Annotated in this window: 18 protein-coding genes and 3 tRNA genes; 6 read left to right on the top strand and 15 right to left on the bottom strand. The window is 66.3% G+C overall.

Features of this window, described 5'->3' with window-relative positions; genetic code table 11:
• Positions 1–87: 87 nt before the first annotated feature.
• A tRNA-Cys gene (locus ACTHJ1_RS02485) sits at positions 88–158 on the bottom strand.
• 75 nt (positions 159–233) lie between these two features.
• Positions 234–309 (bottom strand) — tRNA-Gly (locus ACTHJ1_RS02480).
• 206 nt (positions 310–515) lie between these two features.
• On the opposite strand from ACTHJ1_RS02480, the gene ACTHJ1_RS02475 reads away from it, so the two are divergent.
• A complete protein-coding gene (locus tag ACTHJ1_RS02475) occupies positions 516–1,304 on the top strand; it encodes a deaminated glutathione amidase (RefSeq protein WP_440187170.1) in 789 nt (262 codons plus the stop codon).
• A 16-nt stretch (positions 1,305–1,320) separates the two neighbouring features.
• Here the strand turns inward: ACTHJ1_RS02475 and ACTHJ1_RS02470 are convergent, their stop codons facing one another.
• On the bottom strand, positions 1,321–1,584 hold the full coding sequence (locus tag ACTHJ1_RS02470) for a hypothetical protein (RefSeq protein ID WP_440187167.1): 264 nt from the start codon (positions 1,582–1,584) through the stop codon (positions 1,321–1,323).
• Positions 1,585–1,706: 122 nt separating this feature from the next.
• A complete protein-coding gene (locus ACTHJ1_RS02465; protein WP_440187164.1) occupies positions 1,707–2,708 on the bottom strand; it encodes a LysR family transcriptional regulator in 1,002 nt (333 codons plus the stop codon).
• Between the two features lie 217 nt (positions 2,709–2,925).
• On the opposite strand from ACTHJ1_RS02465, the gene ACTHJ1_RS02460 reads away from it, so the two are divergent.
• The 5 genes from ACTHJ1_RS02460 to ACTHJ1_RS02440 all read left to right on the top strand — a co-directional run bounded on the left by ACTHJ1_RS02460 (position 2,926) and on the right by ACTHJ1_RS02440 (position 9,693).
• Positions 2,926–3,741, top strand: coding sequence for an SDR family NAD(P)-dependent oxidoreductase (locus ACTHJ1_RS02460; protein WP_440187161.1), 816 nt, complete (start codon positions 2,926–2,928; stop codon positions 3,739–3,741).
• 32 nt (positions 3,742–3,773) lie between these two features.
• Positions 3,774–5,528 carry a dihydroxy-acid dehydratase gene (ilvD, locus tag ACTHJ1_RS02455; RefSeq protein ID WP_440187159.1) on the top strand — a complete coding sequence of 585 codons (1,755 nt, stop codon included), beginning with the start codon at positions 3,774–3,776 and terminating at the stop codon, positions 5,526–5,528.
• A complete protein-coding gene (locus ACTHJ1_RS02450) occupies positions 5,525–6,409 on the top strand; it encodes an NAD(P)-dependent oxidoreductase (protein WP_440187156.1) in 885 nt (294 codons plus the stop codon). Before ilvD ends, ACTHJ1_RS02450 begins: the two co-directional genes overlap by 4 nt.
• A 78-nt stretch (positions 6,410–6,487) precedes the next feature.
• On the top strand, positions 6,488–7,807 hold the full coding sequence (locus tag ACTHJ1_RS02445; protein ID WP_440187153.1) for an MFS transporter: 1,320 nt from the start codon (positions 6,488–6,490) through the stop codon (positions 7,805–7,807).
• Positions 7,808–8,133: 326 nt separating this feature from the next.
• Positions 8,134–9,693, top strand: a complete 1,560-nt coding sequence (locus ACTHJ1_RS02440) for a sensor domain-containing diguanylate cyclase (protein ID WP_440187150.1) — start codon at positions 8,134–8,136, stop codon at positions 9,691–9,693.
• Between the two features lie 54 nt (positions 9,694–9,747).
• Here ACTHJ1_RS02440 and ACTHJ1_RS02435 read toward each other — a convergent pair.
• From ACTHJ1_RS02435 to ACTHJ1_RS02385, 11 genes are all read right to left on the bottom strand, one after another.
• Positions 9,748–9,821, bottom strand: a tRNA-Cys gene (locus ACTHJ1_RS02435).
• A gap of 33 nt (positions 9,822–9,854) precedes the next feature.
• Positions 9,855–10,835, bottom strand: coding sequence for an NAD(P)H-dependent flavin oxidoreductase (locus ACTHJ1_RS02430; protein ID WP_440187147.1), 981 nt, complete (start codon positions 10,833–10,835; stop codon positions 9,855–9,857).
• A gap of 1 nt (position 10,836) precedes the next feature.
• Positions 10,837–12,495, bottom strand: a complete 1,659-nt coding sequence (locus tag ACTHJ1_RS02425; protein WP_440187144.1) for a long-chain-fatty-acid--CoA ligase — start codon at positions 12,493–12,495, stop codon at positions 10,837–10,839.
• 30 nt (positions 12,496–12,525) lie between these two features.
• Positions 12,526–13,095, bottom strand: coding sequence for a chalcone isomerase family protein (locus ACTHJ1_RS02420; RefSeq protein WP_440187141.1), 570 nt, complete (start codon positions 13,093–13,095; stop codon positions 12,526–12,528).
• The gene (locus ACTHJ1_RS02415) at positions 13,092–13,601 is read right to left on the bottom strand and encodes a DUF4442 domain-containing protein (RefSeq protein WP_440187138.1); all 510 of its coding nucleotides are present in this window, start codon (positions 13,599–13,601) and stop codon (positions 13,092–13,094) included. The genes ACTHJ1_RS02420 and ACTHJ1_RS02415 overlap by 4 nt, the downstream gene beginning before the upstream one ends.
• Positions 13,598–14,800: an acetyl-CoA C-acyltransferase gene (locus tag ACTHJ1_RS02410; protein WP_440187135.1), complete on the bottom strand. Its 1,203-nt coding sequence runs from the start codon at positions 14,798–14,800 to the stop codon at positions 13,598–13,600. Before ACTHJ1_RS02410 ends, ACTHJ1_RS02415 begins: the two co-directional genes overlap by 4 nt.
• Before the next feature lie 30 nt (positions 14,801–14,830).
• A complete protein-coding gene (locus ACTHJ1_RS02405) occupies positions 14,831–17,221 on the bottom strand; it encodes a 3-hydroxyacyl-CoA dehydrogenase/enoyl-CoA hydratase family protein (protein WP_440187132.1) in 2,391 nt (796 codons plus the stop codon).
• A 56-nt stretch (positions 17,222–17,277) separates the two neighbouring features.
• Positions 17,278–18,594 carry an OmpP1/FadL family transporter gene (locus ACTHJ1_RS02400; RefSeq protein ID WP_440187129.1) on the bottom strand — a complete coding sequence of 439 codons (1,317 nt, stop codon included), beginning with the start codon at positions 18,592–18,594 and terminating at the stop codon, positions 17,278–17,280.
• A gap of 102 nt (positions 18,595–18,696) precedes the next feature.
• Positions 18,697–20,625: a 3-hydroxyacyl-CoA dehydrogenase NAD-binding domain-containing protein gene (locus ACTHJ1_RS02395; RefSeq protein WP_440187126.1), complete on the bottom strand. Its 1,929-nt coding sequence runs from the start codon at positions 20,623–20,625 to the stop codon at positions 18,697–18,699.
• Positions 20,622–21,905 (bottom strand): acetyl-CoA C-acetyltransferase, encoded by a 1,284-nt coding sequence (locus tag ACTHJ1_RS02390; RefSeq protein ID WP_440187123.1) that lies wholly within the window; start codon positions 21,903–21,905, stop codon positions 20,622–20,624. The genes ACTHJ1_RS02395 and ACTHJ1_RS02390 overlap by 4 nt, the downstream gene beginning before the upstream one ends.
• An 11-nt stretch (positions 21,906–21,916) precedes the next feature.
• Positions 21,917–23,063 (bottom strand): acyl-CoA dehydrogenase domain-containing protein (locus ACTHJ1_RS02385; protein ID WP_440187120.1); only part of this gene is annotated, 1,147 nt, incomplete at its 5' end.

Here is a 23,063-nt window from a genome sequence, read left to right as displayed (position 1 = left end):
GACCGTCGCCGAAGAATGGATCGACCGGCAGGGCTTCAGTGCGCAGCCCGGGAAGGTGGTCACTGCGGGTATTGGCAGGTCTTGGAAAGGCGGGGGTCGGAATCGAACCGGCGTCCACGGCTTTGCAGGCCGCTGCATGACCACTCTGCCACCCCGCCCGGGGTGTCTGGCGCGTTGCGCGCCATACGGACATCAAACGAAATGGGAGAGCGCAATTGCTCTCCCAGGGAAACTGGAGCGGGAAACGAGTCTCGAACTCGCGACCTCAACCTTGGCAAGGTTGCGCTCTACCAACTGAGCTATTCCCGCGCTGACCTATTTCGCAATTGTGGGACTTGTGTGCCACATATTTGCGAAACAAGCAGAGCAAATAACTATACACGATCAAAAAAAATCATGCAAACGGCGACCGGGGCGCGCGACCCGCTTATCGATCGGAGCAGGGCCTTCCAGCGCGGTGACGGATGAGTCGTGCGATGATGTCGCAAGCGTTTTTTTATAGGCAGGGATTCACGATGAAAGTCGCGCTAGGGCAATTCGCCGTCGGCAAAGTGTGGGAAGACAATGCCCGGACCATCATCGACCTGATGTCGCGTGCCGCGGCTGCCGGCGCCGATCTGCTGGTGCTGCCGGAGGCCGTCCTGGCGTGCGACATGGCCGATCCGGACCTGGTGCGTCGCGCGGCGCAGCCGCTCAACGGGCCGTTCGTCGTGCAACTGCTGGAAGCCAGCCGCGGTTCGCCGATGACGTCCATGATGACGGTACACACCCCGACCGAAGACGGACGTGCCTGGAATACCCTGATCGCGATCCGCGACGGTCAAATCCTCGCGCGATACCGCAAGCTGCATTTGTACGACGCCTTCTCGATGAAGGAATCGAACCGGGTCGAACCGGGGGCGGAGGTGCCGCCGCTGGTCGAGGTGGCGGGGCTGCGGGTTGGGCTGATGACCTGCTACGACGTGCGCTTTCCCGAACTGGCGCGGCGCCTGGCGCTCGACGGCGCCGACCTGCTGGTGCTGCCTTCGGCCTGGGTCAGGGGGCCGCACAAAGAAATGCACTGGGAAGTGATGGTCACCGCGCGAGCCCTGGACAACACGGTCTATGTCGCGGCGTGCGGCGAGTGCGGTCCGCGCAATATCGGCAACAGCATGGTGGTCGATCCGTTGGGTGTGGCGATCGCGCGAGCGGCTGAAATCCCCGCGCTCATATTCGCCGACATCGATCCCGCGCGCCTGGAGCATGCCCGGGCGGCGTTGCCCGTGCTCAAGAACCGCCGTTTCGCCGCGCCCCAGCTGCAATAGGCCGTCGGCGCGAACGCTATTTGAACGAGCTGCGCAGGCGCTCGTACTCGGCCTGGTTCAGGCGTCGCGCCTCCCGTTCTGCGTAGTCGCGTTCGCCCGGATCGTAGTGCCCGTCATACATGCAGGCGTTGCCGCGGCCGCAACGGGGATCCGCGGTGAAAGGCGCGCCGGACGAGGGCGAGGACGAGAACGAAGCGGAACGCCGCGCGCCCGAGCACCCGGACAGCGCGGCCGCCAGGGCGATGAACAATGCGGCCAGGGCAAATCGCTGGGTAGTCATGAAACGTCTTGTCGAGGGTGTGATGTGAGACAAGGCGGTTTTATCATCTTCAGTCCGCCGTGATCGCTTCTTCTTGAGAGTAAATGCATCAAAAAGCATGACGGCCGCGCGAATCCCGCCGTTCAGGCGGCGCAGCGCGGCGCGCGGTGCGCCGCCGGCTCTTCAGGCGTCCGGCCGACGCTCTCGGCCGACGCTTCCTTCAGGCAGTCGTAGAACAGCGACGTGGCCGGCGCCGCCGAATCGATGCGTCGATACGCGACGACCTCGCCCAGCGCCTCCAGCGGCGGCAACGGCAGCACGCGCATCGTGCCGCGGATCATGTGGCGGCGCGCGATCGACAGCGGCAGGATCGCAAGAAAATCGCCGCTTTCGATCAGCGTGATGTTCAGCGCGAGCGAGCTGGATTCGACGTCGCTGCCGGAAAACGCAATGTCGTGCGCGCCCAAGGTATCGGCGAGCGTCATGTAGGCGGGCGACCCGCGTAGCGGCACGATCCATCGGTACGGCCGCAGGTCTTCCCAGCGTACGGTGCGTTCTGGGGCGCCCAGCGGATGGCCGATGCCCGACACGAAGACGAACGGTTCGCGGCACAGGCGTTCCTGCCGCAGCCGCATGTCGACGCCGACGAGGTGATTGCGGCCCAGGGCGATATCGAGTCCGCCGTCGTCGAGCATCTTGATCAGCCGATCGAGCGTCGCCTCGACGAACGAAAACGACGCCGCGGGAGCGCGGCGCATGAACAGGCCCACGGCGCTGGCGATGATCGGCTCGGGAATGGTCACGACCGCGCCCACGCGCACATGTCCGCCGGTGCCGGCCGCAAGCGCGCTGACGTCGCGCTGGGCGAGTTCGATATGCCGCAGAATGGCGCGGCCGTGCTCGACCAGGGCTCTGCCGATGCCGGTCAACTCGACCGCGTTGCCCAGGCGCTGGACGATGGTCACGCCGAGTGCGTCTTCGATTTCCGCGATCTGCTTGGAAATGGCGGGCTGCGTAACGTGAAAGGCTGCCGCGACCCGCGTGACCTGGCCCAGTTCGGCCAGACTCACGAGGATGCGCAGATGGGACAGCTTCAGGCCGCCGCGAAAGAACTGCTCGATCGGATTGCTATTGCGGGTAGTCATCGCATCTTCGACTGGAATAACCGTGTGGTTATGACTTGCGCCCAAAAAGTGATTTGCCGTCGGGCGTGGATGCTGCCTATTCTGTCGCAACAGTGTTCAAGGTGAGCCTAGGGTATTACCTAATCGGTATGCCCGGGGCATGGCTCGCGCTGAACCGATAAAGCAAGGGCGCAAGACGGCAACGCGCTTGCGCGCACAAGAAAGCCAGGAGACAGGCATGAGCGACAGTCATGCGCAGACGCTGACGAAGGCTCCCGGGCAACCGGTCTGCATGATCACGGGCGCGGCCACCGGCATCGGCGCGGCCTGCGCGCTGCGTTTTGCGCGCGAGGGCTGGGCGGTCGCCATCGGCAATCTCGACGACGGCACGCGTCCGGCGGCCCGCGCCACGCAAGCCGCGTGCCGCGATGCGGGCGCGCCGACGCTGGTGTTCGATGCCGACGTCGGCGTCGACGCGGATTGCCGCCGCGCCGCCGAAGAGGTCGCCGCGCAGTGGGGGCGTATCGACGTCCTGATCAATTGCGCGGGCACCACCCGCGTCGTGCCGCACGCGGATCTCTGGGGCATCGACGATGCCGAGTTCGAACGCGTCTATCGCGTGAATCTCATCGGCATGTTCCAGATGACGCGCGCGGCCACGCCCTGGTTGCGCGAATCGGCAACGGCCGGACGCAGCGCCGGCGTGATCAACGTTTCATCGCTGGCGGGGCTCAACGGCACAGGTTCTTCAATCGCGTATGCCGCATCCAAGGGCGCGGTCAACACCTTGACGCTTTCGCTGGCGCGCAGCCTGGCGCCGCACGTGCGCGTGAACGCGGTTGCGCCGGGCATGGTCGACGAAGGCCTGCTGCAGCGCGTGCTCGATGCGGACGATTACCAAGGCGTCATCGCGCGCATGACCGAGGCGGCTCCGCTCAAACGCGTGTCGCAGCCGGCCGAAGTGGCGGAGCTGGCCTGGTTCATCGCGTGCGCGCCCGCGCTCACCGGCCAGGTGATCGCAATGGAAAACGGCTTGCTGCTCAACGGCGGCTAGTCCGGGTCAGAAAAGAGGGAGCACCATTTTCGATGAGCAAGAATCTACACAAACACCGTTCGCGCACGATCGTCGAAGGCTTGACGCGCGCGCCGCACCGGGCGTTTCTGCGCTCCACCGGCATGGACGAAGAAGCCATGCAGAAGCCGTTCGTGGCGATCGTCGATACCTACGGCGAAAACTCGCCCTGCTCGATGTCGCTGAACCAGGTCTCCGACAATGTCCGGCTGGGCGTCGCGGCCGGCGGCGGGGTGCCGATCCGCGGATCGGCGATCTCGGTGACTGACGGCACGTCGATGAACCACTCCGGCATGCGCATGAGCCTGGTGTCGCGCGAGATTGTGGCCGACAGCGTGGAAGTGTTCGTGCGTGCCCACGGCTACGACGCGCTGGTGGGCGTGGCCGGCTGCGATAAATCGCTGCCGGGCATGCTCATGGGGTTGGCGCGCGTCAATCTGCCGGGGGTGTTCCTGTTCGGCGGCGCCATGCTGCCTGGCGTCGCGCCGGGACAGATTCCCGGCGTCGCGGGAAACAACCGTCAGGCGACGGTGCTCACCACGATCGAGGCGGTCGGTGCGGCGCAGCGCGGCGACATCACGCGCGAGATGCTCGAGTCGATCGAGAAACAATGCACGCCTGGCGCGGGGTCGTGTCCGGGGCAGTTCACCGCGAACACCATGGCGATGGTGGCCGAGGCCCTGGGCCTTGCGCCGCTCGGCTCTGCCATGGTGCCCTCGGTATATAGCGAGCGCATCGCGATCGCACGGCGCGCGGGCGAGACGGTCATGCGCATTCTGAAGCGCGGCGGGCCGCTGCCGCGCGACCTGATCACGCGCAAGAGCCTCGAAAACGCCTGCGTGGCGGTCGCGGCCACCGGCGGGTCGACCAATGCCGCCTTGCATGTTCCCGCGATCGCCAACGAAGCGGGCCTGCGCTTCACGCTGGACGATGTGCAGCGCGTCTTCGAGAAAGTGCCGCTGATCGGCGATCTGCAGCCCGGCGGCCGCTATCTGGCCCAGGACCTGCACCATGCCGGCGGCGTGCCTGCGGTGCTCAACGCCTTGCTGGCAGGAGGCTATCTGCACGGCGATGTGCCCACGCTCGAAGGCATCCCGCTCGAAGAGGCCCTGCGTGCGTTCCCCGGCCCCGACGGCACGGTGGTGCGCCCCTGCAGCGAGCCGCTGAGCGACAACGGCGGCCTGGTCATTCTGCGCGGCAACCTGGCGCCCGATGGCGCCTGCCTGAAGATCGCGGGTCTCAAGTCCCTGGCTTTCTCCGGCACGGCGCGCATCTTCGAATGCGAGGAAGACTGCATGGCGGTCGTCGCCAAGCACGCCTACGCGCCGGGCGACGTGCTGGTGATCCGCAACGAAGGCCCCAAGGGCGGCCCGGGCATGCGCGAGATGCTGAGCGTGACGGCCGCGATCTACGGCCAAGGCATGGGCGAAAAGGTCGCCTTGCTGACCGATGGACGCTTTTCCGGCGCGACGCGCGGCCTGTGCATCGGCTATGTCGGGCCGGAAGCGGCGATGGGGGGGCCGATCGGGCTGCTGCGCGACGGCGACCGCATTCACATCGACGCGAAGGCGGGCATGCTCAACGTCGACCTGTCCGACGATGAATTGGCGCGGCGGCGCGCGGCGGCGCAGCCGTTCTCGCGCGGACATATGGGCGGCGTGCTGGAAAAGTACGAGGCCCTGGTGCGGCCCGCCAATGTGGGCGCGATTACGCACTCGGGCGCAGTCGATTGGCCGTACGAAGCGCCGACGCCCGGAGACACGATATGAGCCCGGTCCCGGTGGGCTTTTGCGGGCTGGGCAAGATGGGGGCGCCGATGGCGCGCCGCCTGATCGATGCCGGCCATGCAGTGCAGGTGTGGAATCGCTCGCCCGGCAGCGCGCAGGCGCTCTCGGCGCAAGCCGGAACACACTGCACCGTCTGCGCCACGCCCGCCGATGTCGCGCGCAACGCAGAGCTGGTCATGTTGTGCCTGACCGACGGCGTCGCCGTCGAAGCCGTGGTCTTCGGGCCGCAGGGGCTGGCAAGCGCCGCGTCCGCCGCGACGACGCTCGTCGATCATTCGAGCATTCCGCCTGCGCTGACCCAGGCCCTGGCCGCGCGCTGGCATGAGGCGACCGGCGGCGCATGGATCGATGCCCCGGTGTCGGGCGGCACCGCAGGAGCGCAGGCCGGCACGCTGGCGATCATGGCAGGCGGCGATGCCGCTGCCATCGACGCGGTTGCGCCGGTGCTCGCCGGCTATGCCGCGCGCGTCACCCGCATGGGCGGCGTCGGTGCCGGGCAGGCGACCAAGCTCGCCAACCAGACCATTGTCGCTTCCACGATCGCTGCCATCGCCGAGGCGGTCATGCTCGCGCAGCGCGCGGGCATCGACGCGGCGCGGATACTCGACGCCCTGCGCGGCGGCTGGGCCGACTCGGTGCTGTTGCAGACGCTGCTGCCCCGCATGTTGACGCCGCCCGTGCAGGCGTCGGGCACAATTCGCGTCATGCTCAAAGACCTGGACACGGTCCAGGAGATGGCGTGCGAGCGCGGTTCGGCGTTGGCCGTTGTCGGTACCGTTCGGCGCTGGCTGGCCGGCGCAGTCGCTGCCGGATACGGCGATGCCGATATTTCGCAGATCGTGCAGGTGCCGCTTAACGATTGATTCCCGATGCATCGGCTGCAATCGAATCGCATGGCGAGGCAAGCCGGGTATTAAAAAACACCATGCCAAGGAGACAAGATGACGACAGCAGAATCGGCCGTTCTGAACAGCAACGGCACGCAGGAGCAAAAGCGCGTACTCGCCGCGACCTTGGTCGGGACGACGATCGAGTGGTATGACTTCTTCGTCTATGCGCAAGCCACCGGTCTGGTATTCGGGCCGGCTTTCTTTGCACCCATCGAGAAGCAGAACCCCGGCCTGGCGCAAATCATTTCGTTCGCCACGATCGGCATTTCGTTTCTCTTCCGTCCTCTCGGGGCGGCCGTCAGCGGACATCTGGGCGACCGGTTCGGCCGACGCGGCGTGCTGATCTTCACGCTGATCCTGATGGGGCTGGCGACGGCGCTCATCGGCGTGCTGCCGACCTATGCGCAAATCGGCGCGTGGGCGCCGATGCTGTTGATCACGCTGCGCGTGCTGCAGGGGTTTTCCGCCGGCGGCGAATGGGGCGGCGCCGCCCTGATGTCGGTGGAGAACGCGCCCCGCAACAAGCGCAGCCTGTTCGGCTGCGCGCCGCAGATCGGCACGCCGCTGGGGCTGATCATCTCGACCGGCGTGCTGTGGATCCTCACCGAAACGCTGGGCAAGCAGGCCATGGCCGAATGGGGCTGGCGCTTGCCGTTCCTGTTTTCCATCGCGCTGATCTTCATCGGCATGATCATCCGCCGCACGCTCGAAGAGTCGCCGGTGTTCGAAGCGCTGCGGGCGCGGCGCGAGCGGTCGTCCGCGCCGCTGGCCGAGGTGTTGAGCCGTCACGGCGGCAAGGTCTTGAGCGCGGCGCTGATCTTCATGGCCAACAATGCCGTCGGCTACATTCTGATCGCGTTCTTCATCAGCTACGGCCAGAAGGCGCTGCACATTCCTGCCTTGCAGATGCTGCTGATCGGCACCTTGTCGGCGGTGGGCTGGTTCTTTTTCACGCTGCTGGGCGGCTGGCTCGGCGATCGGCTGGGCCGGGTGCGAACCTTCCAGATCGGCTATGGACTCATGACGTTGTGGACCATACCGATGTGGTTCCTCATCGATACGGGCAACCCGGCGCTGTTCCTGTTCGCGGCGCTGGTGCTGACCGCGGCGCTCGGCCTTTCCTATGGACCGCAGGCCGCGCTGTATGCCGAAATGTTCCCGGCCAGGGTGCGGTATTCGGGCGTGTCGGTGGGATACGCCCTGGGCGCGATACTCGGCGGCGCGTTTGCGCCGGCGATCGCGCAATGGCTGATCACCAGCTCCGGCAAATCGTGGATGATCGGCGTCTATCTGGCGGCGCTGTCGCTGGTTTCCCTGATTACGGTGTCGATGGTCAAGGAAGCGAAAGCGGAGGATTTCGAGGTGTCGTAGGCATCGTGCCGAGAAGCCGGGATAATTTTTTGCCGCCACGATCTCGTGGTTTTCGAACGGTGCGGCCTGCAAAGCGTCCGCAGGCCGCTTCCGTTCGGCAGGACCCTTTTCGATCGAGGCTTGCAGCCGAATGGCGGGTGCTTGGCGTGCCCCGACCGCCTGTTTTTCCAGCCTGGCAGGCCACGGTTCTGGCGCCCCGACGATGGCGCAATCGGATATGCGGCCAATTTTTGCCCGGTTTCTTGATTTGGCGCAGCCCGAGCACGCACCGGTAGACACTACTATCTGCCGAGCATGTTCATCGTATCGATCGGTCTACGCCTACTTTGAAAACCTCCGCTCCGTCTATTCGTACGCGCCTGGCATGGCTGATTGTCCTTGCCATTCTGCCGGCCCTGGCGGTTCCCGCCTTGCTGATCTGGTCCGACTATGTGCAGGCCCGTGACCGTACCTATCAGAGCGCTTTCGATGCCGCTACCCAGATCGCGGCAGAGTTCGACCAGCAGTTGTCCCGCCAGGAAGCGGTCATCCGCGCGCTGGCCACCTCTCCCGATCTGGATACCGGCAACCTCGGTTCGTTTTATCAGCAAGCGCAGGCAGTCGTACAAGGCAGCGTGCTCGAAAAGGTGATTCTCGCGGAACCCGGCGGCAAGCGGCTGCTCAATACGCTGGTACCGCTCGGCACCCAGGTGCCGGGGGAGTTGGATGCAGAGCGCAGCTTTGAGCTGCAGCATTACGACGATGCGGTGGTCTCCCCCGTGATCGTCGGAAAACTAACCCATCGCCCCTTGTTCTCCATCAGCGTCCCGGTCGTCAGGAACGGGAAACGCCTGTACTACCTGACGGCATCCATTGATGCCAAAGCGCTGACGCCCCTGTTTCAGAAGGTGCGCGCCAGGCCCGATTGGGTGGGGTCCATCATCGATTCGAAGGGCATCATTGCCGGCCGGAGCCGGGACGCCGAGCGTTATGTCGGGACTCCTCCGACCGATGACCTGCGCGATGCGATCTTCAGTCGTCGCCAAGGCACGTACGAGGGTTACACCAAGGACAAAACCTCCGTCTTCGTCGCCTTTACCCACTCGACCAAATCCGATTGGTCCGTCGCGATCGGCGTGCCTACCGAGATACTGCTGCGGGAAGTGCGCCGGCGCCTGTTGTGGCTTGTCGGCGCCATGCTGATCGTTCTGACGAGCTCGTTGATGATCACCTGGCAGATGAGCGAGAGGATAGCCCGAGCCATTCATGGTCTCGAGGCGCCCGCCAGAGCGCTCGGCGCCGGAAAAGAGGTGATCGTTCCTGCGCTGGGATTGGCGGAAGCCGACCGGCTCGGGGCAGTGCTCGTCGAAGCCCATCGCATGCTCCACTCCGCGCAGAGCAGGGCGACGACCGATACGCTGACCGGCCTGGGAAACCGCAACCGTTTCGCGGACGCGATATTGCTGACGAAAGCGTCGTCGGATCGGTCCGGAAACCCCTTCTCGGTGCTCTTTCTTGATCTGGACCGGTTCAAGCCGGTGAACGATGCGCATGGGCATGCCGTGGGCGACGAGGTCCTGAGTGAAGTCGGCCGCCGCATCCAGGCAACGCTTCGCCAATCCGATATTGCCGTGCGCCTGGGCGGCGACGAATTTGCCGTGATCCTGCCCGATACGCTTTACGCAGATGCGCAGGCGACGGCGCGTAAACTCGCCGCGGCGCTGGCGGCCCCGTATGCCGTGAACGGGGGAGATAGCGTGACGATTTCCTGCAGCGTCGGGGTGGCAACCTACCCGGCATCGGGTAATACCATCGATGCGTTGATTTCCGCGGCGGACGAGGAAATGTATCGGGAAAAAATCCGCAGAAGAAAAAACCCGGAAAAATCCGACAACCCCGTACGCTAGACGGCAAAAGGCCCGCCAAGCGGCGGGCCAGTATGTCGACGAATCAGGAAATTCTGGAGGCTCAAGCCGGAATCGAACCGACGTACACGGATTTGCAATCCGCTGCATGACCACTCTGCCATTGAGCCGCGGCAAGCCCGCTACTATACAACAAAACGGCCTCAACCCGCGAACGCAGCGGTCTTGTCTGCTTGGGCCTGCCTTGCCGTGCGGTACTCGTGCCTGAGTTGTTCGATCAGGCCGGCGGTATCGGGAACGGCGTCGATCTGCCCCACGCCCTGGCCCGCGCCCCAGATGTCGCGCCAGGCCTTGGCTTCGGCGGCCTTGCTGCCGAAGTCGGCGGCACTTTTGTCGCGCTGGGGCAGATTGTCCGGGTCCAGCCCGGCGGCCAGGATGCTGGCCTTGAGGTAGTTGCCCGGAATGCCCGTGAAATACGGGGTGTAGACGATGTCCAGTGCCGTGCTGTCGACCAGCGCCTGCTTGTAGGCGTCCGTCGCGTTGGCTTCGCGGGTGGCGATGAAGCGAGTGCCGATGTAGGCCAGGTCGGCGCCCAGTGCCTGCGCGGCCAGGATGGACGCGCCATGCGCAATGGCGCCGGACAGAATGAGCGGCCCGTCGTAGAAGCGGCGTACTTCTTGCACCAGGGCAAAAGGGCTGAGCGTGCCGGCGTGGCCGCCGGCGCCCGAGCACACCAGGATCAGGCCGTCCACGCCGGCCTCCAGGGCTTTTTCGGCATGGCGCACGCTGACGACGTCGTGGAACACCAGGCCGCCGTAACGGTGCACGTGCGGCACCACGAGGTCGGGCGCGCGCAGGCTGGTGATAACGATGGGTGCACGGTGGCGCACGCAGACCTCCATGTCGTGTTCCAGCCGCGTGTTGCTGTGATGCACGATCTGATTGACGGCGTAAGGCGCGATGACGCGGGCCGGGTCGGCAGCGCGGGCCGCGGCCAGCGCGTCTTCGATCTGCGTGAGCCAGGCGTCCAGCGTTTCCTGCGGGCGGGCGTTCAGCGCGGGGAAGCTGCCGACGATGCCCCCCAGGCACTGCGCGATGACCAGTGCCGGATTGGACACGATGAACATGGGCGCGGCAATGACCGGCAGGGCCAGCTTGCCCTGCAGCGCGGCGGGTATGGGCATGTCAGCTTTCCTTCAAGGCGCGGCGCAGAACCTTGCCCACGTTGGTGTGCGGCAACTCGTCGCGAAACTCCACCTTGCGCGGCACCTTGTAGTTGGTGAGAAGAGCGTGGCAGTGCGCGATCAGCGCCTCGGCGGTGAGGTTCGGGTCCTTGCGCACGACGATGATCTTCACGACCTCGCCGGAGTGCTCGTCCGGCACGCCGATGGCGGCCACTTCCTGCACGCCGGGGTGCTGGGACACGGCGTCCTCGACTTCGTTGGGATAGACGTTGAAACCGGATACCAGGATCATGTCTTTTTTGCGGTCGACCAGAAAGACATAGCCTTGCGGGTCCATATAGCCCAGGTCGCCGGTGCGCAGAAAGCCATCGTCGCCCAGCACGTTCGCAGTTTCGTCCGGTTGGTGCCAATAGCCTTGCATGACCTGAGGACCGCGAATGCAGATTTCGCCCACTTCGCCCAGCGGCAGATCGTGTCCGGCGTCGTCGCGGATGGCGATTTCGGTGGACGAGATGGGCAGGCCGATGGCGCCGTTGAAATGCTTCTGGTCGAGCGGATTGACGGCCGCGCCCGGAGACGTTTCGGTCAGGCCGTAGGCCTGGATCAGCGGCATGCCGGTGGCCTGCTCCCAGCGCTGCGCCACGGAGGCCTGCACCGCCATGCCGCCGCCCAGCGTCAGGCGCAGGCGGCTGAAATCCAGCCTGCGGAAATCGGCGTTGTTGAGCAGCGCATTGAACAGGGTATTGACCCCGGTGATGATGGTGAAGGGATGCCTGCCCAGTTCTTTGACCAGATTGGGAATGTCGCGCGCGTTCACGATGAGCAGATTGGTATTGCCTGTCACGACGAAGAGCAGACAGTTCGCCGTGAGCGCGAAGATATGGTAGAGCGGCAGGGCGGTAACGACCAGTTCTTGCGTGTCGCGTACGGCCGAGGCGATCCAGGCCCGCGCCTGCAGCACGTTGGAAACGATGTTGCGATGGCTCAGCATGGCGCCCTTGGCCAGGCCGGTGGTACCGCCCGTGTATTGCAGGAAGGCGAGGTCTTGCGGGTCGATGTCGACGCGCCGGAAATTGCCGCGGCGGCCACGGGTCAGCACGTCGCGCAGGTGCAGCGCCTGGGGGATGCTCCACTCAGGCGTGAGTTTCTTGACGCGCTTGACGACAAAGTCGACCAGCGCGCCTTTGGGAAACCCGAGCAGGTCGCCCATACGGGTGACGATGACGTTGCGGACGCTCGTGCCGGGCAGCGCCTGCTGGACTGTGGTGGCGAAGTTCTCGACCACGACGATGGTCTCCGCGCCCGAGTCTTCCAGCTGATGGCGCAGCTCGTGCGGGGTGTAGAGCGGATTGCAGTTGACCGCGACGCAGCCGGCGCGAAGCAGGCCGAACAGGCACACCGGGTATTGCAGCAGATTGGGCATCATCAGCGCCACGCGGCTGCCTCGGGCTACGCCCAGGGACTGCAGGCCGGCGGCGAAGTCGCGCGAAAGCCGGTCGAGCTCGCGATACGTGATGCTGCGGCCCATGCTGATATAGGCCGTTTTGTCGGCATATTTGGCGAAGCTTTCTTCCAGCAGAACCGCCAGCGAGGGGTAGTCTTCGGGGTGGATTTCCGCAGGAATGTGGGCAGGGTAGCTGGCGAGCCAGACTTTTTCCATGATTGTCTCCGTGTCGTCTTTTTAATCGGATCATGAACCCAGCAGCGACTGCTTGAGGTGTTCGTCGACCGGGTCGCGGCCGAGCCAGATGGACAGCAGCGCGGTATTGAGATTTGGCGCCGATACCACGCCTTGCGAAACACCGTTGAAATGCACGGCCACGCTGTCGCGCTGGAAGTCCAGGGTGACGGTGTCGCCGTCCTTGCCCTGGCCGATCTTGCGCATGAGCGAGTCCAGTTCATGCAGGGGAGTCTTCAGCGTGGCGAGCTGATCTGCGCTGACGTTGTCGCTCAGGCCCTCGTGCAGGGCATGGATGAGTTTTTCGGCCGTGAGGCTGCGCAGCAGCGTAAGCGTCAGGCGCGCCCGTTCTGACGGCGCCAGCACCTGCGCCGCGCTGGCGGTCTTCTGCGGCAGATAGAGCGAGGCCACATAGACCTTGAAGATAAAGACGCGGCGCAGGCCGGCGCCATTGAGCACCAGCGGCCCGCTGCGGGTCTGCTGGCTGTCGGCGATGTTCAGGCCGGCCACTTCAACGGCTTGGCCGGCCGCGGGAAGCAGGCAAGACAGCGCGAGCGCGGCCGTGAGAGCGGTGGATTTCATGCGGTCTTTTCCGAGAGTTTCTGCTTGTAGTGCGCCTTGTCGGCGATGTAGACGGTGCGTTCCACCTGTGCGTGCACCAGGCCTTCGCGGTTTTTCAGTTCGACCAGATACGTGCGTTCGGTTTCGCCATGCCGCGCCAGGTCGGCGTGGATGCCTGCGATTTCCTCGGGGGTGATGAGGAAGTCGGCGTAGAGGGTTTCGCGCCCGGGACGGCGATAGCGGATCGTGGCCGCTTTGTCCCAGACGATGGCGTTTTGCCCCAGGGCCAGCATCAGCATAGTGGGATGGGCGCCGTCGGTCACGGAAAAGAGCGAGCCGCCGTAGATCGTGCCCAGCATGTTGCGCGTGCGCCAGCCCAGCGGCAGCCGCACGCGCACATGCGACAGGTCGGGGGAAATGCATTGCACCCGTCCGCCCGTGCCGCGAAACGCCGGGTGCAGGTTGAAGCCCAGGCGCATCACGCGCGCCTGCCACCGGGGCGGCAGGCGCGCGAGCCATTGCATCATCGCAGGGCCTCGACGATGCCGGCCGCGCCCATGCCGGTGCCGATGCACATGGTGACCATGCCGTAGCGCCCGCCGGTGCGGCGCAGGCCGTGCACCACGGTGGCGGTGCGGATCGCGCCGGTGGCGCCCAGCGGATGCCCCAGCGCGATGGCGCCGCCCAGCGGATTGATGCGCGCCGCATCCAGGCCCAGATCGCGGATCACGGCCAGGGATTGCGCGGCGAAGGCTTCGTTCAGTTCGATCCAGTCCAGGTCATCTTGCCCGATGCCGGCTTGGGCCAGCGCCTTGGGAATGGCGGCGATGGGGCCGATGCCCATGATCTCCGGCGGCACGCCCGCCACCGCATAGGACACGAAGCGCGCCAGCGGCTGCAGGTTGAACTGCTTGAGGATTTTTTCCGATACCAGCACCACGGCGGCCGCGCCGTCGGACATCTGCGAGCTGTTGCCCGCGGTGACCGAGCCCTTGGCGGCGAACACGGGCTTGAGCTTGCCCAGCGATTCCAGCGAGGAGTCGGGGCGCGGGCCTTCGTCGTTTTCGGTCACGCGTTCGGCCACGCGTACCGCGCCCGTCGCGAAATCGGGCTGGTGAGTGCGCACGGTGTAGGGCGAAGTTTCGGCGCGGAAGTGTCCCGCGGCGATGGCGGCTGCGGCCTTCCGATGCGAGGCCAGGGCGAAGGCGTCCTGGTCGTCGCGGCTGACTTTCCAGCGCTCGGCGACTTTTTCGGCCGTCAGACCCATACCGTAGGCGATGGCGAGGTTCTCGTTCTTTTCGAAGATTGCCGGGTTGAGCGACACCTTGTTGCCCATGATCTGCGGCATCGCGGTCATGGACTCGGTGCCCGCGGCGATCATCACGTCGGCCTCGCCCAGACGGATGCGGGCGGCGGCGTCGGCCACGGCCTGCACCCCGGAAGCGCAGAAGCGATTGATGGTGACGCCGGGCACGGACTGGGGCAGCCCGGCAAGCAGCAGACCGATACGCGCCACGTTCATGCCTTGCTCGCCTTCGGGCATGGCGCAGCCGACGACGACGTCGCCGATGAGAGCGGGGTCGAGCGCGGGCACCTGCGCCACGGCGCTGGCAATGGCGTGAGCCAGCATGTCGTCGGGCCGCACGGTGCGGAACATGCCGTTGCGCCGGGCCACCGGCAGGCGGGTGGCGGCGACGATATAAGCGTCCTGGATTTGTCGGGACATGATGCTTTCCTTGTCAGGGCTTAGCCCGCGTCAGTTGCGCAGGGGTTTGCCGGTTTCCAGCGTATGTTTGATGCGCGCCTGCGTCAGCGGATGCTTGAGCAGGTCCACGAAGAGCCGGCGCTCGACCTTGAGCAGCCATTCCTCGTCCACACGGGTGCCGGTATCGACGTCGCCGCCGCACAGCGCCGACGCGGCGCTGCGCGACACCAGATAGTCGTGCTGCGAGATCATTCCGCCTTCGAGCATGTTGACGAGCATCATCTCGAAGGTGGCGATGCCGTTGCGACCCGCCACGGGTATGTCGCGGGCAGGCGAAGGCGGCGCATAGTTGGCGTCGGCCATGGCGCGGGCTTCGCGCAGCGCCACCCACAGCAGTTCGCGGGCATTGAACAGCACGGTATCGGTGGGCAGGGCGTAACCCTTGGCGATGGCGTCGTGCGCGCTGGCCGACACCTTGGCCATGGCGATGTTGGTAAACACCGGCTGCAGGAAGTTGAACACCTCGCCGGGCGTGGCTGTGGCCGCGGCGTGGCGCGCCGCGCGCACGGCGAACTCCTTGGAGCCGCCGCCGGCCGGGATCAGGCCCACGCCGGCCTCGACCAGGCCGATATAGCTTTCCAGCGCCAGCACGCGCTTGGCTGCATGCATGCCGAATTCACAGCCGCCGCCCAGCGCCATACCCTGCATGGCCGCCACGACGGGGATCTGGGCGTATTTCAGGCACATCGAAGCGCGCTGGAATTTTTCCACGGTGGCTTCGAGCAGATCCCACTGGCCCGCTTCGATGGCGCCGCTGACCTGCTTGAGATTGGCTCCCACGGCGAAGGGGGCGTCATGCCAGACCACCAGGCCGTCGAATTGCTTTTCGGCCAGCGCGACCGAAGCCAGGACGCCGTCCAGCACTTCTTCGCCGATGGTGTGCATCTTGGACGTGATGGAAAGGATGGCGATGCGCGGTTCGACCTCGGGCAGGCGCCACAGGCGCGTGCCCGAGCTTTCGAAAATAGTCTCGCCGCGCGGTGCGGGCGCTTCGCCCAGCACGGTCTCGGGATAGAGCTGGCGCTGGTATACCGGCAGGGCCGAGCGGCCGCGCAGAGCGCCGGCGCCGGCCGACCATGAGCCATCGGGAAAGTGCACGCCGGCTCGGCCGGGCTCCAGCGCCCAGGTGGGCAGCGGCGCGCTGCTCAAGGTCTTGCCGGCGGCGATGTCGGCGGCGATGGCCTGGGCCACGGTCTGCCAGCCGGCGGCCTGCCAGGTCTCGAACGGGCCTTGCGCCCAGCCGAAGCCCCAGCGCATGGCCAGGTCCACGTCGCGGGCGTTGTCGGCGATGGATTCGAGCTGCACGGCGCAGTAGTGGAATACATCGCGAAAAATGCTCCAGAGCAGCTCGGCCTGCGGATGCGCGCTGGCGCGCAGCGCGACGAACTTCTCGGCGGGCGACTGGATCGACAGGATGGCCTGCACCTCGTCGGCGACCGCACCGTCGGATGCGCGATAATCGCGCGCGGTCAGGTCCAGCACCTGGATTTCCTTGCCGGCTTTGCGGAACACGCCGGCGCGGGTCTTCTGGCCCAGCGCACCTTGCGCGATCAGGGCCTGCAGCCATTCGGGGCTTTTGAAGAGGGCGTGCCAGGGGTCGTCGGGCAGGGTGTCCTGCATGGTCTTGATGACGTGGGCCAGCGTGTCCAGGCCCACGACGTCGGCGGTGCGGTAGGTGGCGCTCTTGGGGCGGCCGATGCGCGGACCGGTCAGCGCGTCCACGGTATCGAAACCCAGGCCCAGGCGCTCGGTGTGTTGCATGACGGCCAGGATCGAGAAGACGCCGACGCGGTTGGCGACGAAATTGGGCGTGTCCAGCGCGCGCACCACGCTCTTGCCCAGGCGGCGGGTCAGCCAGGTTTCCAGGCTGTCGAGCATGGCCGCGCCGCTGGAGCGGGTGGCGATGATTTCCACCAGCGCCATGTAGCGTGGCGGATTGAAAAAGTGAATGCCGCAGAATTGGGCGCGCAGCGCCTGCGGCAGCGATTCGGCCAGCGCGTTGATCGACAGGCCCGAGGTGTTGGACGCCACGACAGCGTCGGCGCGCAGGTGCGGCGCGATCTGTTTGTAAAGATCCCGCTTCCAGTCCATGCGCTCGGCGATGGCTTCGATCACCAGATCGCATTCGGACAGCAAAGGCAGGTGCTGTCCGTAGTTGGCCGGCGTGATCAGGCCCATGCGATCGGGCGAGGACAGCGGCGCGGGCTCGATTTTCTTCAGGTTGGCCAGCGCCTTGAGCACGATGCCGTTTTCCGGGCCGTCCTTGGCGGGCAGGTCGAACAGAACGACCGGCACGCCGGCGTTGGCGAGATGGGCGGCGATCTGCGCGCCCATGACGCCGGCGCCCAGGACGGCGGCTTTGCGAACAATCAGTGATTCCATGAGGTTTCTTCTCTGAGGGCAGTGGGCCGCCCCGCCAGGAGGCGGCCCGGATTTCATCAGAAGGCTTGCGAGTACTGCAGACCGACGACCAGACCGGAGTCGTTGTAAGAGCCCGTGAGGGTTCCGAGACCCGACGCCGATTGGTTATTGTTGATCGCGGCGCTGTGCATGAACAGGTAGGCGACGCCGAAATCTACGGTCGAGAGCTTGGTGGGCTTGTACTGCACGCCTGCCGATACCCAGTAGCGGTCGTTGTCGGGCAAGGAGGCCAGGCGGGTATCGGCGCCGCGCACCGGGGATTGGTCCCAGGCCAGACCGGTCTTGAGCTTCCAGGCGTCGTTGATCTTGTAGTTCGCGCCGATGGCGATGCGCCAGGTGTTGCGGAAGTCAGTGGTCAGGGTCTGCGCGGTCTGGCCCGCCAGCGCGCCCGAGGTGTAGTTGAGGTTGATCGAGGACAGCTTGCCCCAGCCCGTCCATTGCACGTCTCCCAGCAGCTCCCAGTGGTCGTTCAACTGATGCGTGATGCTGGCGATGGCGGTGTCGGGCAGGGTGAGGCCGGCCCGGATGTTGCCGCTGAGCTCGGAATTGGTTTGCGCGCTGGAGCCGCTGGCCGTGAGGGTGCCCGTGAGGTTGTAGTTCAGCTGCGAGCGGTAGGACAGGCCCAGCTTGGTGCTGGGGCTCAGCTTGAACAGCGCGCCGGCGTTCCAGCCCCAGGCGTCGCCGCTCAGCTTTGCTTCCACCGGTGTGTTGCCGGGCATGAGAAAGCCTGTTCCGCCCAGGACGGCGGCGAGCGACGGGAAGGGCACATTGGTGAGCGTCGACAGCTGGCGCTGGTAGTCGGCATCGAAGTGCTGATAGTTCAGGCCCACGCCGAGCGAGACGGCGTCATTGACCTTGTAGGCTATCGCGGGATTGATGTTGTAGGTCGTGATCGAGAACTTGTTGGACTGCGCGCTGCCCGTCCACGGCGAGGAATAATTGGTCAGCAGTCCGAAAGGCGCACTGACGCCCAGCCCCAGGCTGAATTTATGGTTCAGTTTCCAGGCCAGATAGGCGTCGGGAACCAGGCCCCAGTGGCCGGCATCTCCGCCCGTTCCCGCGCCGCTTACCCCGCTCGAGCCCGAGTTGTTGAACGTGAAACTCGGTTTGACCCCGACTGCGCCGATCGAAAATTCGTGATCTTGCAAGTCGGTCATGCCGGCCGGGTTGTTGTAGATGATGCTGGCGTTTTCGGTGTCCGCGGCCGAACCTGCGAAAGCATTGCCGATACCGCTGGCGTTCTGCTCCAGAAGCTGGAATCCCGCAGCGCCCGCAGTGCCGCAGACGGCGCTCAGGGTCAGGGCGGACAGAGCCTTTATTCGTCCAGATGTCATGCAAGTCTCCTCTATGTCGCGGTATTGGTTTTTTGCCGCTGATGTTGTGGTGCTACAGGTATTCGGAAAAAAGAGCGGGGTTGCAAGCGGGGCGCCGCGAGATCATTCGCGCGCGTCAAATAGCGGGCCGCCGGTGAACGGGGCATACCCCGTGCCGAAGATCACGCCGGCGTCGGCCAGGTCGGCGTCGGCCACGATGCCTTGCTCGACCAGCGCGCGAGTGCGATCGCGCAGCGGCGCGATCAGGCGGGCGGCCAGGCCGGCGGGAACCGTGCCCGCCGCGCCCTTGGCCGTCTTGCCGCCGGCGTAGTCGTAAAAGCCCTTGCCCGTCTTGCGCCCGAGATCGCCGCACTGGATGCGTTGATCGAGACAGCGCGGCGTTTGCGCGCCGCCGCCGAGCTGTTTGCCGGCGGCCAGGGCCACATCCAGGCCCACGGTATCGATCAGCTCGATGGGGCCCATGGGCATGCCGTAGGCCAGCGCCGCTTCGTCCACGGTCTCGGGGGCGATGCCTTCGTCCACGCAGCGCATGGCTTCCAGCATGTAGGGGGCCAGCACGGCATTGACCAGAAAACCGGGCGCGCTCTTGACCGGCAGCGGCAGCTTGTCGAGTGCGCCGGCGAAGACGGCGGCGCGGGCCAGCGCAATGCCGTCCGTGCCTGCGCCGCCCACGATTTCGACCAGCGGCATCTTGGCCACCGGATTGAAGAAGTGGATGCCGACCAGGCGTTCCGGATTCTTCAGCGCGCTGCATATGTCTTCCAGGCGCAGGCTGGACGTGTTGGTGGCGAGCACGGCGTCGGGTCTGGCCAGCGCCTCCAGGGTTTGGAACAGAGCCTGTTTGGCTTCCAGGTTCTCGTAGATGGCTTCGACGACCACGTCCGCATGGCGCGCGCCCTGGCCGCCCGGGTCGGGAATGAGCCGGTCGGCCGCGGCCCGGCGCAGCAGCGGGTCGCGCAGGCGCTTGTCGAACAGGGCATACGCGCGCTGCAGGGCCGGCGCGATGCGGGTCATGTCCTGGTCTTGCAGCGTCACGGTCAAGCCGCGCAGGGCGCACCAGGCGGCAATGTCGCCGCCCATGACGCCTGCGCCGACCACGTGCACGCGACGCGGGCTGAATTCGCCTGCGTCGGCGTTCTTGCCGAAGCTCTTCAGGCGCTCCTGCAGGCGGAACACCCGCACCAGATTGCGCGCCGTGCTCGACGCAACGATGCGCTCGGTGAGCTCGGGCGCCGCGGTGGCGTCGCCGCCGTGCCTGGCCCACAGATCGATGATGGCGTAGGGCGCCGGATAGTGTTCGGGACGGGCGCGGCGGGCCACCTGTTTGCGTGCCTGCGCGGCGACCAGATTCTTGAGCGGGCCGCCGAGCAGACGCTGCATCGCCGGCAGGCGCCGGCGGGCAGGCGGGTTCAGTGCCAGCATGCGCGCGGCCGACTCCATCACGCGCGGGGGCACGCACTCGTCGGCCAGGTCCATGCGCCTGGCGCGTTTTGCATCGACGGTCTTGCCCGTGAGCATCATGTCGAGCGCGGCCGACGGGCCGACGCGCTGCGGCAGGCGCAGCATGCCGCCCCAGCCGGGGAAGATGCCCAGCATGACTTCGGGCAGGCCCAGGCGGGTGCCGGGCTCGTCCACCACGAGCAGCGTGCGGCAGGCCAGTGCCAGCTCCAGTCCGCCGCCCAGGCAGTGGCCGCGTACCAAGGCCAGCGTGGGGTAGGGTGCCGCAGCCAGGCGATTGAAGAGGCTCCAGCCGCGCTCGACCATCGCCTTGGCGGCGTCTGCCGATTGCAGTTCGTCGAATTCGCCGATGTCGGCGCCGGCGACGAAGCCGGCCGCCTTGCCCGATCGGATGACCAGCGATTTGGGCGGGTTGGCGTCCAGATCATCGAGCACGGACGCCAGTTCCGCCATCACGGACTTGGACAGGCTGTTGACGCTTTCATGGGCTTTGTCCAGGGTCAGCCAAGTGATGCCGTCGGTGTCGGTGTCGAGCTGCCAGTGGTGCCGCGAGGGGGAAAGGTTCGGGTTCATCGGCAGGTCTCCACCAGCATGGCGCCGCCCTGGCCGCCGCCGATGCAGATCGCGGCCATGCCGCGCGTCAGGCCGCGGGCGCGCAGGGCTTGGGCCAGGTGCAGCACAATGCGCGCGCCCGAGGCGCCCACCGGATGCCCCATCGCCACCGCGCCGCCGTCCACGTTCAATCGGTCTTCGTCGAGCGTACCCATTGCGCCGGGCAGGCCGAGCTCGTCGCGGCAATAGGCTTCGTCCTGCCAGGCGGCGATGCAGCCCTGCACTTGCGCGGCGAAGGCTTCGTTGATTTCCCAGAGATCCATGTCGTTCAGCGTCGCGCCATGGCGCTGCAGGATGGGCGTGGCTGCGTGCACCGGGCCCAGACCCATCTGCGCGGGGTCCAGGCCGGCCCACTGCACATCGACGATGCGGGCAATAGGCGCGAGGTTCCAGCGCGCCACGGCGTCTTCCGACGCCAGGAGCAGCCAGGCCGCGCCGTCGGTGATCTGCGAACTGTTGCCCGGCGTCACGCGGCCGTACTTCTTGTCGAAGAAAGGCTTGAGTTTGGCCAGCCCTTGCAGGCTCGCGTCTTCGCGTACGCCGTCGTCTTCTTCGTAGACCTTGCCCTTGCCGTCGACCAGCGGCACGATCTCGCCCAGCGCGCCCCCTTTTCGCGCCGCCATCGCGCGCTGGTGCGAGCGCAGGCTGAACGCATCCATGCTCCGGCGTTCGATGCCGAAGCGCCAGGCCAGGTTCTCGGCAGTCTGTCCCATCAGCAGGCCCACGACCGGATCGGTCAGGCCCTTCATCAAACCGACGACGGGCGACAGCAGCGCTGCGGGCCTGAGCTTGAGAAAATGCGCGGCCTTTCGGCCCGGCGTGCGGGCCTGCATCAGGCCGGCGAACCAGCGCACCATGGCGTCGGAATAGAGCAGCGGCGCGTGCGAGAGCGCATCGACACCGCCCGCCAGCACCAGCCGGGAACGGCCCGACTGAATATTGGCCATGGCCGAGTCCAGCGCCTGCATGCCCGAGGCGCAGTTGCGCATGACCGTCCACCCGGTGACCTTTTGGCCGCAACCCATGCGCAACGCGACCACGCGGCCGATGTTGACCTCATCGGGCGAGGGGCTGGCGCAGCCCAGGATCACCTCGTCCAGATCCTCGGGAGAGAACGGCTGGCGCGCCAGCAGGGCGCGGCCGGCCTGCACGGCCAGGTCGGCCGCGGCGAAGGGACCGGGGCCGGAGCGCGCCTTCAGGAAAGGGCTGCGCGCCCCGTCCACGATATAGATGGGTTTCATGCCGGGCACGCTCACGCGACCCATCGGTCGGCGTCGCGCTTTTGCGCCGACGCCACGCCCAGATCGAAGGGGAAGTCGTCGACGCGGATGACGATGTCGCGCAGGCGGTTGCGGCGCTCGAGCACGGCGTATTCGTCCGGCGTCACCACCCCCGCCTCGCGCGCGGCGATGGCCATGTCGCGCACATTGGCCAGGGGATTGTTCGCGAAAAGACCGCGCTTTTCGGCGTCGCGGATCTTGGCCTCGACGGGCTCGGCCTCGATGGTGGCCGTCAGCGCCTGTTCGATGGCCCCCACCGGTTCGGCATCCGTTGCGGGCACGAAGCTGTCGGCCAGCAGGCGGTCGCGGGTGGCCGACGGCGCGATCATCAGCCTGGCCACGGCGCGGTTCAGTTCGTCGCTGGGTTCGCGCACGCGCACGCCCCAGGGAAAGAGCTTGAGGCGCAGCAGCGCGGGCAGGACCTTGCCGGGGAAGTTGGCCAGAATGCCGTCGAAAGCCACGCGGGCCCGATAGATCGCATCCTGCACGGCCCAGTGCATGAGCGGCGCGTCGGCCTGCTGGCGGCCTTCGTCGGCATAGCGTTTGAGCACCGCCGAGGCCAGGTACATCTGCGAGAGCACGTCGCCGAAGCGGGCGGAGAGCATCTCGCGTCGTTTGAGATCGCCGCCCAAGACCAGCATGGCGATGTCGGCAAGGAAGGCGAAAGCGGCCGAGATGCGGCTGAGCTGCGTGTAGTAGTGGCGCGTCTGCGCATCGGCGGCCTTGGGCGCGGCGCCCAGGCGGCCGCCGAAGAGGCCCATGACCGCGGCACGCAGGCCGTTGCCCAGCGTGTGGCGCAGGTGGCCGAACAGCGCGGCGTCGAAGTCGATCAGGGCGCGGCGGCTGTCGGCATTCTGCGCCGCCTGCATTTCCTTGAGCACGAAGGGATGGCAGCGAACGGCGCCCTGGCCGAACAGAATCAGGCTGCGCGTGAGGATGTTGGCGCCTTCGACGGTGATGCCGACAGGCAGCTGCTGATAGGCGCGGCCCAGAAAGTTCGAAGGCCCGAGGCAAATGCCCTTGCCGCCCACCACGTCCATGCCGTCGTTGACCACCTGGCGGGCGCGCTCGGTCACGTGATATTTGGCGATGGCCGACACGACCGAGGGCTTCTCGCCG

It is taken from the genome of Bordetella sp., from assembly GCF_051960075.1.
In the GTDB taxonomy this organism is placed as follows: Bacteria; Pseudomonadota; Gammaproteobacteria; order Burkholderiales; family Burkholderiaceae_B; genus Bordetella.
The sequence above is the reverse complement of the archived record's forward strand: the minus strand, read 5'-3'. Positions and strand labels throughout refer to the sequence as shown.